At 36.8% G+C, this 17,690-nt stretch carries 16 protein-coding genes; all 16 read right to left on the bottom strand.

The genetic code is table 11. The features are described 5' to 3' along the window. Positions 1-11: 11 nt before the first annotated feature. On the bottom strand, positions 12-941 hold the full coding sequence (locus HNQ94_RS06310) for a dipeptidase (protein ID WP_174495390.1): 930 nt from the start codon (positions 939-941) through the stop codon (positions 12-14). Between the two features lie 238 nt (positions 942-1,179). Then, on the bottom strand, positions 1,180-1,440 hold the full coding sequence (spoVS, locus tag HNQ94_RS06315; protein ID WP_010093295.1) for a stage V sporulation protein SpoVS: 261 nt from the start codon (positions 1,438-1,440) through the stop codon (positions 1,180-1,182). Between the two features lie 324 nt (positions 1,441-1,764). Continuing rightward, positions 1,765-2,562: a 2',3'-cyclic-nucleotide 2'-phosphodiesterase gene (gene ymdB / locus HNQ94_RS06320; RefSeq protein ID WP_174495391.1), complete on the bottom strand. Its 798-nt coding sequence runs from the start codon at positions 2,560-2,562 to the stop codon at positions 1,765-1,767. Between the two features lie 692 nt (positions 2,563-3,254). Next, positions 3,255-4,820, bottom strand: coding sequence for a ribonuclease Y (rny, locus tag HNQ94_RS06325; protein ID WP_174495392.1), 1,566 nt, complete (start codon positions 4,818-4,820; stop codon positions 3,255-3,257). 254 nt (positions 4,821-5,074) lie between these two features. Next, positions 5,075-6,109 (bottom strand): recombinase RecA, encoded by a 1,035-nt coding sequence (gene recA / locus HNQ94_RS06330; RefSeq protein WP_174495393.1) that lies wholly within the window; start codon positions 6,107-6,109, stop codon positions 5,075-5,077. A 152-nt stretch (positions 6,110-6,261) separates the two neighbouring features. Beyond that, positions 6,262-7,518 (bottom strand): competence/damage-inducible protein A, encoded by a 1,257-nt coding sequence (locus tag HNQ94_RS06335; protein ID WP_376697735.1) that lies wholly within the window; start codon positions 7,516-7,518, stop codon positions 6,262-6,264. A gap of 8 nt (positions 7,519-7,526) precedes the next feature. Then, on the bottom strand, positions 7,527-8,105 hold the full coding sequence (pgsA, locus tag HNQ94_RS06340; protein WP_174495395.1) for a CDP-diacylglycerol--glycerol-3-phosphate 3-phosphatidyltransferase: 579 nt from the start codon (positions 8,103-8,105) through the stop codon (positions 7,527-7,529). 71 nt (positions 8,106-8,176) lie between these two features. After that, positions 8,177-9,058 (bottom strand): helix-turn-helix domain-containing protein, encoded by an 882-nt coding sequence (locus HNQ94_RS06345; RefSeq protein ID WP_174495396.1) that lies wholly within the window; start codon positions 9,056-9,058, stop codon positions 8,177-8,179. A gap of 20 nt (positions 9,059-9,078) precedes the next feature. Beyond that, positions 9,079-9,873: a DUF3388 domain-containing protein gene (locus tag HNQ94_RS06350; RefSeq protein WP_174495397.1), complete on the bottom strand. Its 795-nt coding sequence runs from the start codon at positions 9,871-9,873 to the stop codon at positions 9,079-9,081. A 240-nt stretch (positions 9,874-10,113) separates the two neighbouring features. Next, positions 10,114-10,377 carry a DUF3243 domain-containing protein gene (locus tag HNQ94_RS06355; RefSeq protein WP_174495398.1) on the bottom strand — a complete coding sequence of 88 codons (264 nt, stop codon included), beginning with the start codon at positions 10,375-10,377 and terminating at the stop codon, positions 10,114-10,116. Positions 10,378-10,459: 82 nt separating this feature from the next. Beyond that, complete coding sequence (ymfI, locus tag HNQ94_RS06360) at positions 10,460-11,182, bottom strand: elongation factor P 5-aminopentanone reductase (RefSeq protein ID WP_174495399.1); 723 nt, start codon at positions 11,180-11,182, stop codon at positions 10,460-10,462. Positions 11,183-11,196: 14 nt separating this feature from the next. Then, positions 11,197-12,483 carry an EF-P 5-aminopentanol modification-associated protein YfmH gene (yfmH, locus tag HNQ94_RS06365; protein WP_174495400.1) on the bottom strand — a complete coding sequence of 429 codons (1,287 nt, stop codon included), beginning with the start codon at positions 12,481-12,483 and terminating at the stop codon, positions 11,197-11,199. Next, positions 12,483-13,763, bottom strand: coding sequence for an EF-P 5-aminopentanol modification-associated protein YfmF (gene yfmF / locus HNQ94_RS06370; protein ID WP_174495401.1), 1,281 nt, complete (start codon positions 13,761-13,763; stop codon positions 12,483-12,485). Before yfmF ends, yfmH begins: the two co-directional genes overlap by 1 nt. 121 nt (positions 13,764-13,884) lie before the next feature. Next, positions 13,885-14,847: an ABC transporter permease gene (locus HNQ94_RS06375; RefSeq protein WP_174495402.1), complete on the bottom strand. Its 963-nt coding sequence runs from the start codon at positions 14,845-14,847 to the stop codon at positions 13,885-13,887. Next, complete coding sequence (locus tag HNQ94_RS06380; RefSeq protein WP_174495403.1) at positions 14,848-15,894, bottom strand: ABC transporter permease; 1,047 nt, start codon at positions 15,892-15,894, stop codon at positions 14,848-14,850. Then, the gene (locus HNQ94_RS06385) at positions 15,894-17,420 is read right to left on the bottom strand and encodes a guanosine ABC transporter ATP-binding protein NupO (RefSeq protein WP_174495404.1); all 1,527 of its coding nucleotides are present in this window, start codon (positions 17,418-17,420) and stop codon (positions 15,894-15,896) included. Before HNQ94_RS06385 ends, HNQ94_RS06380 begins: the two co-directional genes overlap by 1 nt. Positions 17,421-17,690: the final 270 nt, after the last annotated feature.

Below are 17,690 nucleotides of genomic sequence, written 5' to 3' on the forward strand. Positions count from 1 at the left end.
GTCTTACTAATTTAATAGGTTTTAGCCTCTAAGTTATGCAAAAAGTTTTTCCAAGCTATTTTTTCTACTAATTCCTTAGAAAAACGGGCTTTTAGCTCCTGTAAAAAAGAATCATATTGGGCATGGTCTTCAATTCCTTCAACGAATCCTGATGTTCCGTCAAAATCCGACCCAAGACCAACAGAATCTTCTCCACCTAGTTTATATATTTTCTCTATATGCTGTATCACATCTTTACTAGTCGCTTCCTTTGTCCCCGTTAAAAATTCAGGAACATACGTAACACCAATGAATGCTTTTTTCTTAATTAATGCTTTCAATTGCTTGTCATCCAAGTTTCTTACATGAGAACAAATTTTGCGACTGTTCGAGTGACTAGCAATCGGATATTTAGCTAAATCCATCACATCCCAAAATCCTTGATAGGATAAATGAGAAACGTCTGTCATCACATTATATGTATTCAACACTTCCACTACTTGCTTACCAAATGTTGAAAGTCCTGCTCCTCTTTCTTCTCCAACCCCATCAGCAACAGCATTTCCATTGTTCCATGTTAAACCGACAGCCTTAACCCCTAAATGAAGAAAGGTTTTTAACTTTATCATATCGTGTCCGATAGGATGTAAACCTTCTAGCGTTAACATTGCACCTTTTTCATTATCCTTTAATGCTAGAATATCTTCCTTTGACGTAACAAGTTTAATGTTTTCATATGGTGCAATAATTTGCTCATAAAATATATTGACCATTTCTAAAGCGGTATGAAACTGTAAATCGGATGGGACGGTGTCTGGCACAAAAATAGCAAAGCATTGAACTTTGACTGTGTTTCCTGCCCATTTTTCATAGTTAATCCTTAATTCAGGGCTATCTTGGAAACGCCAATCAGGATTTTTCCAAAGTTGGTATAAAACATCACAATGCGCATCTATTATCATCGTATATTCCCCCTAAATGAATAGTTAGTAAAATGATTGCTAATATTTGTGATACGTTTCGTTACCTAGTACTCTTCTTTTCCTCAACAACAGTACGTAAAAGAAAGCTAGTTTCCCTAGTAGCAAAACGAAATAAACCTAGTGAATTAAGATTTCTTATACTTTAAAAAAGGTAAATAATTAAAGTATAAAATAAAACCTGTTTGCCCGTCGCAAACAGGTTAATCTGTTTAACTCATCATCTTGGTTCAACAATCAACTTGATTGCCGTACGTTCTTCATTATCGATCATAATGTCTGTGAAAGCCGGAATACAGATAAGATCAACACCACTAGGCGCCACAAATCCTCGTGCAATCGCTACAGCTTTTACTGCTTGGTTTAACGCACCAGCACCAATTGCTTGAATTTCAGCTGTGCCCCGTTCGCGTAATACATTAGCAAGGGCCCCTGCTACAGAGTTGGGATTTGATTTTGCTGAAACTTTTAATATTTCCATTACTAGTTCCTCCTTATTTTTCCTATTATTTCTTCCACAATTACTATATTCACGAAAAATGAAGATATTCCTCTTTATTATGAATGATTTTTCAGAAAAATACAAATATTTAATTTGTAAAAACACAAGGGCTGGTAGACACAAAAAACGGAAATAATGACAAAACCTTTTGGCGAGGTATAGACTTATCTTTCATTCAGGGACTCCAACCTTGGGGCTCAATAGAGGAACTAGCCTATTAATACACTTCCTTATGACTCACTATTGTCACTGTTTAATCTGTTCCTGTTGATTATCAAAATCAACAGGAACAATTACATCTACTTAATAAAAAATAGGGTGATCATCGTTAATCATGATTCTTTCTATTTTTTGAGCAAGTCCTGAATCTTTATTTATATTTATAACTACACCACTTAATTGCTTTCTACCTTCATCAGGAATTTCAAATCTAACCGGTAAACTGGTTAAGAATCGACGAATGACATCTTCTCTTTTCACACCTAAAATGCCATCATAAGGTCCTGTCATCCCAACGTCTGAAATATAAGCCGTCCCATTTGGCAAAATTCTTTCGTCAGCAGTTTGCACATGCGTATGGGTCCCAACTACACTGCTTACTTTCCCATCTAAAAACCAACCCATCGCTTGTTTTTCACTCGTTGCTTCTGCGTGAAAGTCAACAAAAATAAAAGGTGTTCTCTTTTTAGCTTCCGTAACTAACACCTCAACAACACGAAAAGGGTCATCAAGCGGCGGCATAAATGTTCTTCCCTGTGCATTGATAACGGCAAGTTCTTTTTTACCGGCCTTATAATAAGTAATGCCCTTACCAGGAGTTCCTTCTGGAAAATTAGCAGGCCTAACAAGATACGCAGCATCATCAATAAACTCGAAAACTTCTTTTTTGTCCCAAGCATGGTTGCCTAAAGTAACGACATTGGCACCCCATTCCAAAAAGTTACGGTAAATCTTTTCATTAATTCCCTTACCGTGGGCTGCATTCTCTCCATTAACTATAACAACATCTGGACGGTATTTATTTTTTAAGCTAGGTAAATGTTCCTTGACCATATCTCTACCTAACGAACCAACAACATCTCCAATAAATAATATTTTCATATGTTTATTTCCCTTCTTAGTCTTATGCGTTTATGTATAATTTCAGTTTCACATAGAACAACACCCTTGTCAAAACAGTCAAATTCTTTTTTATCCAGTTTTGTATAATTAGCATAAGCAGATTGTTCCTATGCCCTTAAACGGCGACGTAACTTCATGTGTGTTAATTTCTGCCGCTACGGAAATACACTACGCTTTCTGCGAGCTCGCGCTGAGCCTCCTCGCTCGCAAAGACCGCTCGCTGTGGGGTCTCATCGTCTTCACTTTCCCGCAGGAGTCTACGTGTATTTCCTTCGCTAAGCATGTGCTAGGAACTTATTCACATTCAAAAGTGCTAGTAATTGGAAAAGTGATGAGTAAGTAATTCCCATAAGATGGCTTTCTGGATTATAACTACACTTGAATCAGCAAATCACAATCAGCGTAGGCAGAATACGAAGACTCCTGCGGGACAGCACGTGTCTGAAGACCCCGCAGCGGTGCTTTCCCGCGAGGAGGCTGAGGCCGTGCCCGCGGAAAGCGAAGTATTCTGCCGAAGCGGTTTAATAGCACCCTGCAGCTTCAAGGAGCAAAATCAACTAAAGTTACATCGCATTTTCTATCAAATGCAGACAAAATAACAACATCTTTACGAAAGGAGTCATAAACATAAATTTTTTAAAAGCAAAAAAATAAGCGATCAAAATGATCGCTTATTTTGCATACTCAACTGCTCTAGTTTCTCGAATAACCGTAACTTTAATATGTCCCGGATAATCTAATTCATCTTCAATTCGTTTTCGAATATCACGAGCGAGTGTTAAAGATTCGTTATCGTCAATTTCATCTGGTCTTACTAATATTCTTACTTCACGACCAGCTTGGATTGCGTAAGACTTCTCAACACCTTCATATGAATCAGAAATTTCTTCGAGTTTCTCTAGACGTTTAATGTAGTTTTCTAACGTTTCACTACGTGCGCCTGGACGTGCAGCTGACAATGCATCAGCGGCAGCTACCAATACAGAAATCACAGATGTCGCTTCTTCATCACCATGGTGAGAAGCAATAGCATTTATAACAACTGGATGTTCTTTATACTTTTGGGCTAATTCTTTCCCAATTTCTACGTGGCTTCCTTCTACCTCATGATCAATCGCTTTTCCGATATCATGTAGTAAACCGGCACGGCGAGCTAAACGTTCATCTTCACCTAACTCAGCTGCTAACAAGCCTGCTAAATACGCAACTTCCGTTGAATGCTTTAACACATTTTGACCATAGCTTGTACGATATTTTAGTCGACCTAATATTTTCACTAGATCAGGATGTAGTCCATGTACGCCTACTTCAAATGTAGTTTGTTCTCCAACTTCACGAATGTATTCATCCACTTCTCGACGAGATTTATCAACCATCTCTTCGATTCTCGCTGGATGAATTCGACCGTCCTGTACTAATTTTTCCAGTGCAAGTCTAGCCGTTTCTCTTCTAATAGGGTCAAATCCTGACAAAATTACTGCTTCAGGGGTATCATCAATAATAAGATCTATTCCAGTTAACGTCTCTAATGCGCGGATATTTCGACCTTCTCTTCCGATAATTCGACCCTTCATTTCATCATTCGGCAAGTTAACTACTGAAACTGTTGTTTCTGCAACATGGTCAGCTGCACAGCGTTGCATCGCAAGTGACAAAATATTTTTTGCTTTTTTGTCTGATTCTTCCTTTGCACGATTTTCAGCTTCTTTTATCATGATGGCCGTTTCGTGTGTAATTTCCTTTTCTACACGTTCTAAAATAATTTGTTTAGCTTGGTCAGTTGTGTAACCGGAAATGCGTTCAAGTTCAGCTTGCTGTTCATTCACCAATTCTTCCACTTTGCTTTCCGTTTCTTGAATTTGTTGTTGTTTTTCAGCAAGTGATTCTTCTTTTCTTTCTAACATGAGCTCCCGTTTGTCTAGGGTTTCACTTTTTCTGTCCAAGTTCTCTTCTCTTAGTAAAAGACGATTTTCTTGCTTTTGTACTTCCATTCGTCTTTCACGTAGCTCATTATCAGTTTCCTGACGCAGACGATGATTTTCATCTTTCGCTTCTAAAAGCGCCTCACGTTTAGCGGCTTCGGCATTTCTCCGACCTTCTTCGACAATTTGTTTTGCCAAGTCTTCAGCACTCGAAATTTTAGCCTCCGCAATAGACTTGCGAACCAAATAACCAACAACAATACCGACAATCAGGGCAAGCAAAATGGAGATGATTAGGGTGACTACACTTTCCATACATTCACCTCCTCTTGCTGTAATGCTCGTACTATAATTTCAGTCGGCATGTACAAAACTGCATTTTCAATTCATCATTTCAAAAATTTTGTTGAAATAAAAAATAAAATTATACATATTAATTTTAAGCGTGACAATATTCATTGTCAAGGAAATGTCAACCAAATAAAAAGAAAGCCCCTTTACATCTTCTAGTAAAGGGAGCTTTCATAGCTTTTAAGTAAATATTTCAATAGATTGGCAGTAGTAAATTTTTAAACGTCTAGCGCTTCCTGCGCCTGTCCTGACTGCTTTTCCTCTTTTACATCCATATTATAATGCTTGCGGATTTCTGTGTAAATTTGTTCTAATATATCTTCATTTTCTTTTAAGAATTGTTTTGCATTTTCTCTACCTTGACCAAGCTTCTCATCATTGTATGAATACCAAGAACCACTTTTTTGCACGATATCAAGATCAGAACCAATATCAAGAAGTTCTCCTTCTTTTGAAATACCTAATCCATACATAATATCTACTTCAGCTTGTTTAAATGGTGGAGCAACTTTATTTTTTACTACCTTAATTCGTGTTCTGTTCCCTAAAATATCGTTTCCTTGCTTTAAAGTCTCAGCTCTTCTTACTTCTAAACGTACAGAAGAATAGAACTTCAATGCACGTCCACCTGGTGTTGTTTCTGGGTTACCGAACATGACACCAACTTTTTCACGAATTTGGTTAATGAATATTGTGATTGTTTTCGATTTGTTGATTGCACCAGACAATTTACGCAAAGCTTGAGACATTAGTCGAGCTTGAAGACCTACGTGAGAATCTCCCATTTCTCCTTCAATTTCAGCTTTCGGTACAAGAGCAGCAACCGAGTCAATAACAATAATGTCAACAGCACCGCTTCGAACTAAGGCTTCAGCAATTTCTAGTGCTTGTTCACCAGTGTCCGGCTGAGATAATAATAATTCTTCAATGTCTACACCTAAATTTCTAGCATATACCGGATCAAGTGCGTGTTCTGCATCGATAAATGCAGCTTGTCCACCCTTACGTTGTGCTTCTGCAATCGCATGAAGCGCAACTGTCGTTTTACCAGAAGATTCAGGTCCATATATTTCAACTATTCTACCACGAGGATAACCACCAACACCAAGGGCAACATCTAATGCTGTAGAACCACTAGAAACAGTGGAAACTCGTTGTTCTGTACCTTCACCTAGCTTCATAATAGATCCTTTACCAAATTGCTTCTCTATTTGTCTTAATGCCATATCTAGCGCTTGTTTACGATCACTCAACGTTCTTCCTCCTTTTATGAAACTATCACTATTTACATCATAACCCTTTTTTCTCTTTTTGCCAACAAAAAAGCGAATAAATGTTCTGTTTTTTTGTTAACTAGGATATGTGAAAAATAATATTTCTCTTACTAAAATAATGATTTTCCTACTTATACAGTAGGGAGATTATTATTTTTCAAATAATGATAGATTAATTCCAATCCCTTTTTTACAGCACGGTTTCGAATCGTGTTTCGCACACCGGTAAATTGGTATTTTTTGCATACAACTTCTTTTGTACCTATTTTCAATCCAATAAAAACCGTTCCTACTGGTTTGTTTTCACTCATGTCTGGACCGGCATTTCCAGTAAAGCTAATACCAATAGTAGAATTCATCATTTGTTGAATATTTTCTGCCATTTTTGTCGCACATTGCTCACTTATCGTACCATATTTTTCGATGAGCTGCTCATCAATTTTTAATACTTTTTCTTTTACTTCTCGCTGATAACATACAATAGAACCCGGAACAACTTGAGATGCACCTGGTAACGAAATGATTCTATCGATAAATCTACCCCCAGTTATACTTTCAGCAGAAGCAATCGACAAATTTAGTTGTTTTAATAGTTGTAATACTGTACTTTCGAGTGTATCATCATTCGTCCCATAGTGATACTTTCCTACTCTAGCTAAAATTTTGTCCTCCACCACTTGAATGAAAGCAAAGCCTTCTGCTTCATTTTGACAGGAAGCGGTCAACCTTAACATTACTTCCCCTTCACCTGCTAGTGGCGCTATCGTTGGATTTGTTTGCTCTCGAATAATATCAGAAAGACGATCCTCTAGTATGGATTCTCCAATTCCAATAAACCGTAAAACTTTGGACACGATTTGTTTATTCATTTGATACTTTTTTTGGAGAAAAGGGAATCCGTGTTTTACCATAATCGATTTCATTTCTCGAGGAACACCTGGTAGAAAAATCCAGCTTTTCTTTTCATGTTCCACATACATACCTTGAGCCATTCCTTCTTCATTAGGTAAAATGATACCTTCTTTAAAGACAACTGCTTGTTTCCGGTTGTTTTCGGACATAGCTATATTGTTTTTTACAAAATATTGCTCAATTTTTTCCAAAATGCTTTCTTCTACTACTAGGTTTTTTTGTAAAACCTTAGCAGCAACATCTCTTGTTAAGTCATCGTCTGTCGGACCTAAGCCCCCTGTTACAATTACTAAATCTGATCGTTTTTGGGCTAGTGTCATGACTTCTGTAAGTCGTGCTTCATTGTCTCCTACCGTATGATGAAAATACACATTAATGCCTATTTCAGCTAGTTGCTGAGAAATCCATTGTGCATTAGTATCAGCAATTTGGCCAAGGAGTAACTCGGATCCAACAGAAATAATTTCTGCGTTCACATTTTTCATTATTTTGAATCCCTCATTACGTGCCAGTTTTTGACAAAGTAATCAACACCAGAAACAACCGTAATGATTAAGGCTGCGTAAAGAGCAATCGTAGCAAATGGAAAACCTATAAAAGAAAATGGGAAATTATGTAGCAATAAAGCTGAAATAGCGACAATTTGAATCCAAGTTTTTAACTTGCCCATTTGACCAGCAGCCAAAACTGTACCTTCACCAGCTGCAACTAATCGTAATCCTGTAACAGCAAATTCTCTACTAATAATAACGATCACAATCCACGCTGGAGCTAATGCTAATTCTACGAGCATTACTAGCGCAGCCGATACGAGAAGTTTGTCAGCAAGAGGGTCTAAAAATTTCCCTAAATTAGTTACTAAATTGTATTTACGAGCATAATACCCATCCACCCAGTCGGTTGTGGAAGCAATAATAAATAAAAGTGCAGCAACTAAGTGTGAAACAGGAAGAATACGCTCACCGATACTAATGTTGCCCCAATCAAAAGGAATCGTTAATAGCAAAATAAAAAATGGAATGAGTAAAATGCGTGAAATTGTAATTTGATTTGGAATATTCATAAAAAGTGCCTCCCTACGCAACAAAGAGTCATCGACTAATACCCGATGACTCTGTTGGAGCTATTTGTTTTTTATTCTTTCACCTTTACAGTAACGATTTGATGATAATTTTTTGGTACATTTGGATCATGAGGATATTCTACTACTGCCCCATTGATTGTAACTGTCAAATCAACTGCTCTTCCAATATTTAGCCTCACTTCTTGTTCACCAGATAAATCAAATGTTTGTGGGGATTGATCAGCAGTAAAGTTATCACTATAAAACACTTTTCCTTTACCGTTTTTCACATCTAACCAGCTATTTGCCTCCGTCTCTACTTGGATGATAAACTCATCGGTTTTTTCCATTTCAAAAACCGATGAAGGTGTTCCGCTGGCATTTTGGTCTACTAATTCTAAAACAGTTTTTGGCTCTTCTTCTACTGGTTCTGGTTCAGGAGTTTCTACTACCTCTGGTACTTCCTCTTCCTCTTCTTCAGCAGGTGGTTGTGCTTCTTCACTCCGGTTATACTCTATCAGTTCATTTTGGTCCTCATCAACATTGTTATCCTGAGGATCCACTTTATCTTGATAAAAGTACCAAACAACAGCCAAAATACCGATAATCAATACAGCAGTTAAAATTTTAGGAAATACGGAAAAGAATGCCGAGTTTTTGTCTGGCGCACGTTTAGTATGCTTTTGTGCTCTAGACAGATTTTCATAATTTTCTTCTTTTGATGTTGGTAGTTCATTTTGGTGTTCTTCTAACAATTGATCAGGATTCAGTCCTACAGTTAATGCAAATTCGCGGATAAAAGCTCTCGTATAAAAACTGCCTGGTAGTACAGTTAAATTACCTGCTTCGATTGCTTCTAAATAACGTTTTTGTATTTTAGTCTTTTCTTGGATTTCTTCTAAAGAAAGTTCTTTGTTTATTCGTGCCTCTTTTAACTTTTCTCCAAGTTCCATTCCAACACCACCATCCATCTTTAAAAATCAAACATAGAAAACCCATCATCTTCTGAAAACCCTGGTTTCACCTGTGATTCGTAGGTTATTTCTTCTTCCTCGTTACTTCTCAATTCAATAATGTAATCAAAATCGTCCAACGAATATTCTGTTTGCTGGACAAAGATATCAGGGTGTTCTACAACTTTAGTAGAAGGGATTCGCATCACTTCTCTAATTAGTTGCCAGTGTTTCTCATTTGCTCTTCTCGTTGAAACGATCCCATCAATAATAAATAAGTTTTCTTGATCATATTCATCCTTAATTAATTGGCTACGGACTGTTTGCTTTAACAAGGTACTAGAAACAAAAAGCCATCGCTTATTTGCACATACACTCGCCGCTACAATCGATTCCGTTTTACCAACACGAGGCATCCCTCTAATTCCAATTAGTTTATGCCCTTCTTTTTTATATAATTCAGCCATAAAATCAACTAAAAGACCCAGTTCACCTCGAACGAAGCGAAACGTTTTCTTATCATCAATATCACTATGAATATAACGTCCGTGTCGTACAGCCAATCTATCCCTCAATTTAGGCAGTCTCAGCTTCGTAACTCGAATGGTATCCATCGTATCTAATATAGATTTTAAACGGTTTATTTGGTCTTCACTGTTACATAATAAAAGCATTCCTCTTCGTGAATCCTCAACCCCGTTTATCGTTACGATATTGATTGATAACATACCTAGCAAGGAAGATATGTCTCCGAGTAGTCCTGGCCGATTATACTGAATTTCATATTCTAAATACCATTCTATTCGGTTTTCCATATCGCAGCTCCTTTAGAACACAACATTTTTTGAAATACTTCTCTCTTTTCAATAAAAAAAAATGTAAGGAAAAGCTTACCTTTCACACTACTTCTATAATAAATGATTTCGTGGCAATAGAAAAGGCAATATTGGCATATTTCAACAGAAACTATTTGTTGTGTCGAAAATCAGTATAGCTGCGAACCTAATTTAAGAGACTCAGAACGTAAAACAAGAGGGAAAGTATCCCCTCTTGTTTTACTGAATAGAATTTCCTTCGTTTTTAACTAATTTAACCATCATGTTTGCAATAGCATGTCTTTCATCATTAGATGCAACATTCCAAAGCTCTCGAAGCACTGCTTCTTGATCATTTTCAGCATCTACATTTTTGGCTAAATACTCTCCTACTTCATATGCTAATTCAGAAATTGCTTGTTGCGTTAGCCCTTGATCTTGTGCATTGTGTAATTTGTCACCTAAAAAATCTTTCCAGGATTCAAAGTTGTCTAAAACAGACATTCGTATATTCCTCCTTCGTAATGACCTTTCACCGTTAGTTTTAACCGGTTTAGTCTTATTATTCACGACGAATATACAATAATTAATTCCATGCTCCGTTCACATTAATGACTTGCCCGTTTATGTAGCTAGCTTTTGGGCTTAGTAAAAAGCTTACAACATTAGCAATTTCTTCAGGGTCACCAGCTCTTCCAGCGGGTATATCTTCTACGACTAGTTCCATTTCCTCTTTATCTAAGAAGTTATTCATTTTCGTTTGAATCAAACCTGGACTAACGGCATTAACGGAAATTCCACTTAAAGCAGTTTCCTTGGCAAGGGCCTTTACGAAGCTGTTTTGTGCCCCTTTGACAGAAGAATAAAGTACTTCATTACTTGCTCCCTTTTCACCCCAAATGGAAGAAATCATCACAATATGACCAAATCTTTTTTTCAACATGTCCGGAAGAATGTGCCTCGTTATTTTCCAAGGAGATTGAACGTGTAATTGAATCATTTCCTCCATATTAGTATCTGTCATCTGCTGAAAAGTTCCATACAACGCTTTGCCACTAGCATGGACAAAAGCATCGATTGGAAAGTGTAAATGCTTAAGGAAATGAGAAATTCCATCTGATGTTCCTAAATCAGCCTTTATAAATCCTAAAACAGCTTCTTCCGGACTGTCTGCTATTAATTCGCTTATTTTCCCTTGATTTTCGTTATAATGCAAAAGAACCTGCCATCCCTCATTTATTAATACTTTGGCAATTGATCCTCCAATTTCTCCACTAGCTCCCGTAATTAAGACCGTTCTTTTCTCCATTTGCTTCCCCCAACCTAACTTTCAGGCAATACATAACACGTGCTTATTTGCTCTTCTTTTATCCATTCCGCTAGAATGGAACTAAAATCATCTTTTGTCATCGTGTTTAATGTTTCGTATACATCAAAATAATTTAATCCTAGCTGGTGGTAGTCAATAAACTGATTGGCTGTTGCTTCTAAAGAATTTAATGTGCGAATTAAGTCACCCTGTTTCTTCCGCTTCATCCTTTCGAAGTTTTCATCCGAAATTTCCTCTTGTTTTAACTGTAACAACATTTCACGCAGGCGTGCAGAAAGTTCTTTCGGTTTCGTCGAATCGCCACCAATCATTGAAAAACCAAAATTATTTTCAATATGAATTTCATAATCAAACTCATCTTCAATTAATCCTTCTCTATATAACTCCTCATAATACTCACCACTTCTAGAAAAAAAGAAATCGTATACCATTTGCGTAACAAGCTTAAGTTTTGGGATATGATCACTCGTTAGTTGAGCAGGATTTTGTTTAATACCTACTAAACATTTAGAGGTGGATACAGGCATTCTTATTTCTCTTTCTTTTTCCGCTACCGATACTGGTTCATCTGGAAAAGATCGTTGAATGTTATCTGCCGGTCGGAACGATTTTTTCCTTTGATTGTCCTCAACATCTTGCAACATTGTTTCTGGATCAAAGGAACCTGTAATAAGCAAAATCATATTGGATGGATGATAAAACGTTTCATAGCATGTATATAGATCATCTTTCGTAATTTGCTGAATAGATTCTACCGTTCCAGCAATATCAATTTTAACAGGGTGATGATGATATAAGGAGCCAATCGTACCGAAAAACAGCCTCCAATCCGGTTGATCATCATACATTTTAATTTCTTGACCGATAATTCCTTTTTCCTTTTCTACCGTTTCCTCTGTAAAATATGGTTCTTGGACAAAATCTAACAAGGTCTGTACATTTTCTTTTACATTTTCCGTTGAGGAAAACAAATAAGACGTCCGAGTAAAAGATGTATAAGCGTTTGCTGAAGCTCCTTGTTTTGAAAATTGTTGAAATACATCCCCATCTTCTTTTTCAAATAACTTATGCTCTAAAAAGTGAGCTATACCGTCTGGAACAGTAGTATAGTCACTTTGACCAATAGGGGTAAAGGTTTGATCAATCGATCCATATTTAGTGGAAAAAATCCCATATGTTTTTTCCATTTCCATTCTTGGTAAAAGAAATACATCTAACCCATTCTCTAATTTTTTATGGTATAGCGTTTCACCAATTTGCTCTAATTGAAATGACTTCATTACTGATCACCTTCACTTGTTAAGAAATAAATCGTATCTAATTCAATCTTTTCTGCCAAAGCGATGAGGTCATTTTTTGTAACCTTCTCTAAAGCAGCAAACATTTCTTCTGGAGACATGTTCTTCTCGGCAAGCACTTGATGGTACATTAATTCCACAATTCCATACGGGTTATCTAATGTTTCTTTTAACTGATGAACAGTCAATCTCTTCGTTTCTTCTAATTGTTCTTCCGTAAAATTCCCTTTTTTCATTTCCTCTACTTGCTCTAAAATAATTTCTTTTGCTTTATCAAAGGATTGTGGAGCAATACCACTAAATACGAGTAGTAATCCTTTATGGCTTTCAAATCTAGATGCGGCATAATACGCTAACTGATGTTTCTCTCTCACATTCATAAACAGCTTAGAGTGTGGAAAACCACCAAATAAACCATTGTATATTTGTAAAGCGAAATAGTCGTCATCTTTAAATGTAGTATTTGTTCGAAACCCAATTTGGAGTTTACCTTGTTGGATTTTTTGTGCTTCCTTTATTTCTTTTACTTCATCAATGTGAACTCGATGATTAGAAAGAGGTGATTCATGCTTAGGTTCCCGTGAAAAAGTAAGTACCTTGCCGATAGCTTCTTTAGTTTTTTCTACGTGTAAATCACCTAGAGCATATACGTCCATTTGATCATGCTGAATCATAGCTATAAATTCATCATATAAATTGTTTTCATTAACACTATCTAAGTCTTCTAAGTATCCGTGGACATGAGTTTCATAAGGTTCACCTTTACACATCTCATCAATAAGACGCATATTGGCATATTGCATTTTTTGATCTTTAATGGATTCAATTTTTTGTCGCAAAGTATTTTTTTCTTTTGCCACTAGTTCAGGTAAGAAAGCATGTTCCGTTCCATTCGGTTCTAATAAAATTTGTCGAAGCAAATGTAGAACTTCTGTTAGTAAAGAGGTGTTATTTTGAATAAACTTTTCATTAACAAAGCTTATTCGTAACGTAATCAAAAGATTTTCACCTTTTTTAGAACTATCTACACTTAATTGTGCGCCATATAGTTCATCTAATTTTATACGTAATAATCGTTCACTTGGAAATTCCTTTGTACCTTTTTGTAGAACAAATGGTAGTAAGGCTCTCTTTGTTGCATTTTCTCTACGTAAAGGAGAAAGGAAGCGGACCATAATCATATTGGTTTTAAATTTTTTAGTTGGGATGATATGCAGTTGATATCCATTTTCAGCATATTGATACTCTTTTAATTCAGTCATCAATATAAACCTCCTTTTTTCCATACCTACTTCTTATTAGCTTATCATGAATCAAAAAAAGTATCCTTAAAAAAGCAAAGGTTTAGCACACATTTACGCATGCCAAACCTTTACTTGAATTTTATCTGGATCCCTTTTCATAAGGTTTACCAAGAGCTTTTGGTGATTCTGCTCTACCAATGAATCCAGCCAGCGCTAAAATGGTAAGAACGTATGGGGCTATAAGTAAATATACTTGTGGAATTTCTTTTAGTAATGGAATTCCACCACTTACCACACTTAGACTTTGGGCTAACCCGAAAAATAGTGCAGCACCTAAAGCTCCCATTGGATGCCACTTACCAAAAATCATGGCTGCTAAGGCCATGAAGCCTTGACCACTAATAGTGGCATGAGAGAAGTCTAAGGAAATAGTTAGTGCAAAGACAGCTCCACCTAAACCACCTAAAAATCCTGACATTATAACAGCTATATATCGCATTTTATTAACATTAATACCATTTGTATCGGCTGCCATAGGGTGTTCCCCAACAGATCGTAACCTTAGTCCAAATGGCGTTTTATATAACATATACCATACAAGTACAGCTGCTAGAACTGCCAACCACGATGTCCAGTATGTTTTCGAAAATAATAAAGGCCCAATGACAGGTATATCACTTAAAAGCCAAATACTTTCTCTGTAAAATGGTGCACTAACCATATCAGTTTGACCTTTTCCATACCATTGCTTCACTAAGAAAAGACCAATTCCTAACGCCAAGAAGTTAATGGCAACACCACTTACCACTTGATCAGCTCGCAACGTTATACTAGCTACTGCGTGGAAAGTTGCAAAAAGTGCTGATACGATCGCTGCAACAAATATAGATACCCAAGGGGTCAATTCAGGACCGAAAACATCAACAAATGTCAGGTTAAATACTACCCCAACAAAAGCTCCCATCACCATTAAACCTTCTAGTCCTATGTTAATAACACCAGAACGTTCACTTAAAACACCACCAAGTGCCGTAAATATAAGAGGGGCTGCAAAAAAGATAGCCGCTGGTATAATTGACTGCAAAATGTCAAAGAAACCCATTTATTTCCCCTCCTTTTGAAAACGTGACAAGATCCAACGAATCATGTAGCTACCTGCCACAAAGAAAATAATAAGTGCAATAACGATATCAACAAGTTCGGAAGGTACACCAGCTTCTAATGGCATATTTAAAGCACCAGCTTTTAACGTACCGAAAAGGCCTGCTGCAAACACGATTCCTAAACCAGCATTACCACCTAATAAAGCAACAGCGATACCGTCAAATCCGATATTCGTAAATCCAGACATCACATACATGTGTTGGAATGTTCCTAAGCCTTCCATCGCACCGGCAACTCCTGCAAAAGCACCGGATATCACCATTGATAAAATAATTTTCCTATCCACTTTCATGCCAGCATATTTAGACGCATGCTGATTAAAACCAACAGAACGTAGCTCGTAACCTTGTGTCGTTCTTTCTAATAAAAACCACATCACAAAAGCGCCAAATACTGCAATGATAATACCTAAGTGCATAGAAGAAAATTGAGTTAAATTGGTTAACCATTCTGTTCTTAACGAGGCACTTTCTGCAACGTATGGCGTAGAATCTTTTCCGTCTGTTAACAACGTACGGATCACATGATTTGCAATATATAGTGCTGTGTAGTTTAACATAATCGTCACAATAACTTCATGAACGTGTAGCTTAGCTTTTAAAAGACCTGGGATAAAGCCCCAGAAAGCACCAGCTAAAGCTGCTACCAAAATAGCAAAAGGTAAATGGATTAAAGTCGGTAATTCAAATGCAGTACCTGCCCAAATGGCTGCTAACCATCCGACAATAACTTGTCCTTCCACACCGATATTAAATAAACCAGTCCGAAAGGCAAATCCAACTGCTAACCCAGCAAGAATAAGGGGTGTTATTCTTCTTAATGTCTCACCTGTAAAATAAAGGTCTCCAAAAGCACCTTCCCATAGGGCAGCATATCCATTTATTGGATTGTAGCCTGAAACAAGCATGATGATAGCTCCAGCTAATAAACCTAAAAGAACAGATATTAACGCAACTAAAACAAAAGAGTATTTTTTATTAGCCATTAGCTCTCACCTACTTTCTGCCTCTTGCTACCAGCCATTAGAAGTCCTAATTCTTCCTCAGAGGTTTCTTCTGGCTTCACAACCGCTACAATTTCCCCTTCATACATAACCGCAATTCGGTCACTAACGTTCATAATTTCGTCAAGTTCAAAAGAAAGTAACAATACAGCTTTTCCACTGTCTCTTTCCTCAATTAATTTTTGGTGAACAAACTCAATTGCCCCAACATCTAAACCGCGAGTTGGCTGTGCAGCAATTAATAAATCCGGATTACGATCTACCTCTCGTCCAATAATTGCTTTTTGCTGATTCCCACCAGATAACGCCCGTGCTAAAGTGTGTTCACTAGGTGTTCTAACATCATATTCCTTAATTAATTTTCGGGCCTTATCATAAATTTCTTTAAAGTTTAAAATACCATTTTTCGCATAAGGCTTTTGATAATACGTTTGTAAAACCATGTTCTCTCCAATTGGAAAGTCTAGAACTAAACCGAATTTGTGTCTATCCTGTGGGATATGCCCAACTCCTGATTCGGTTACTTTTCTCGGTTTTAAATCTGTAATATCCTTACCGTTTAAGTAAATTTTTCCGGACTCAACTTCACGCAATCCTGCAATTGCTTCAATGAATTCGGTTTGTCCATTACCATCAACCCCAGCAATACCAACAATTTCTCCAGCTTTTATTTCTAAATTTAAATTGCGAACCATATCTACTTTCCTAGTGTCTTTCACAACTAAATCTTTCACAGAGAAAATAACTTCTTTAGGGGCTGCGGGAGTTTTCTCCGTTGTAAAGCTTACTTCCCGGCCAACCATTAAGGATGCAAGCTCAGATGGATTCGTTTTTGCTATATCCAGTGTATCGATTCCCTTACCACGACGGATTACTGTACAACGATCACATATTTCCATAATTTCTTTGAGTTTATGGGTAATTAAAATAATGGATTTCCCTTCACTAACTAGTGCTTTCATAATTTCCATTAATTCTTTAATCTCTTGTGGCGTTAAAACTGCAGTAGGTTCATCGAATATTAAAATTTCTGCACCACGGTATAATGTTTTCAATATTTCTACACGTTGCTGCATTCCAACAGAAATATTTTCAATTTTTGCTCGGGGATCAACACGTAAGCCATATCGTTCAGATATTTCTTGAACTTCTCTCTCGGCTTTTGCCATATCAATCCTACCCATTTTTTTCGGTTCACTACCTAAAACGATATTTTCAGTAACCGTAAATTTTTCAATTAACATAAAATGTTGGTGTACCATTCCAATTCCTAAATCATTCGCCACATTCGGGTCTGTTATTTTAACTTCCTTCCCCCGAACACGAATTTCCCCTTTTTCTGGTTGATACAGTCCGAATAATACGTTCATTAAGGTTGATTTTCCTGCTCCATTCTCCCCTAAGAGAGCATGAATTTCGCCTTTTTTTACTTGAAGGTTGACATTATCATTGGCTACAATCCCAGGAAACTCTTTACGTATGTCCAGCATTTCAATTACATACTCCACCATTTTCACTCCTTTTCCAAACAAAGGTCATATCATTACATGACATCATATAAGTACGAAAAAACATTTTTTAATGGGACTTAAAACAAATTAATTGTGGCAATGTTTATTGTTCGCAACATTGTTTTTCTATATGAAAAAATCCCAAATGAAAAGGGCTGGAAAGTTCATGTTTTCTCTTCATTTGAGATTTTTTTCTTAAAAAAGCGTTTTCTTTCAAAGATAGAAAAAAGGCTAGAACAAGTCTAGCCTTTTGTTCTACTTACTTTT

It is taken from the genome of Salirhabdus euzebyi, from assembly GCF_014207435.1.
Lineage (GTDB): Bacteria > Bacillota > Bacilli > Bacillales > Alkalibacillaceae > Salirhabdus > Salirhabdus euzebyi.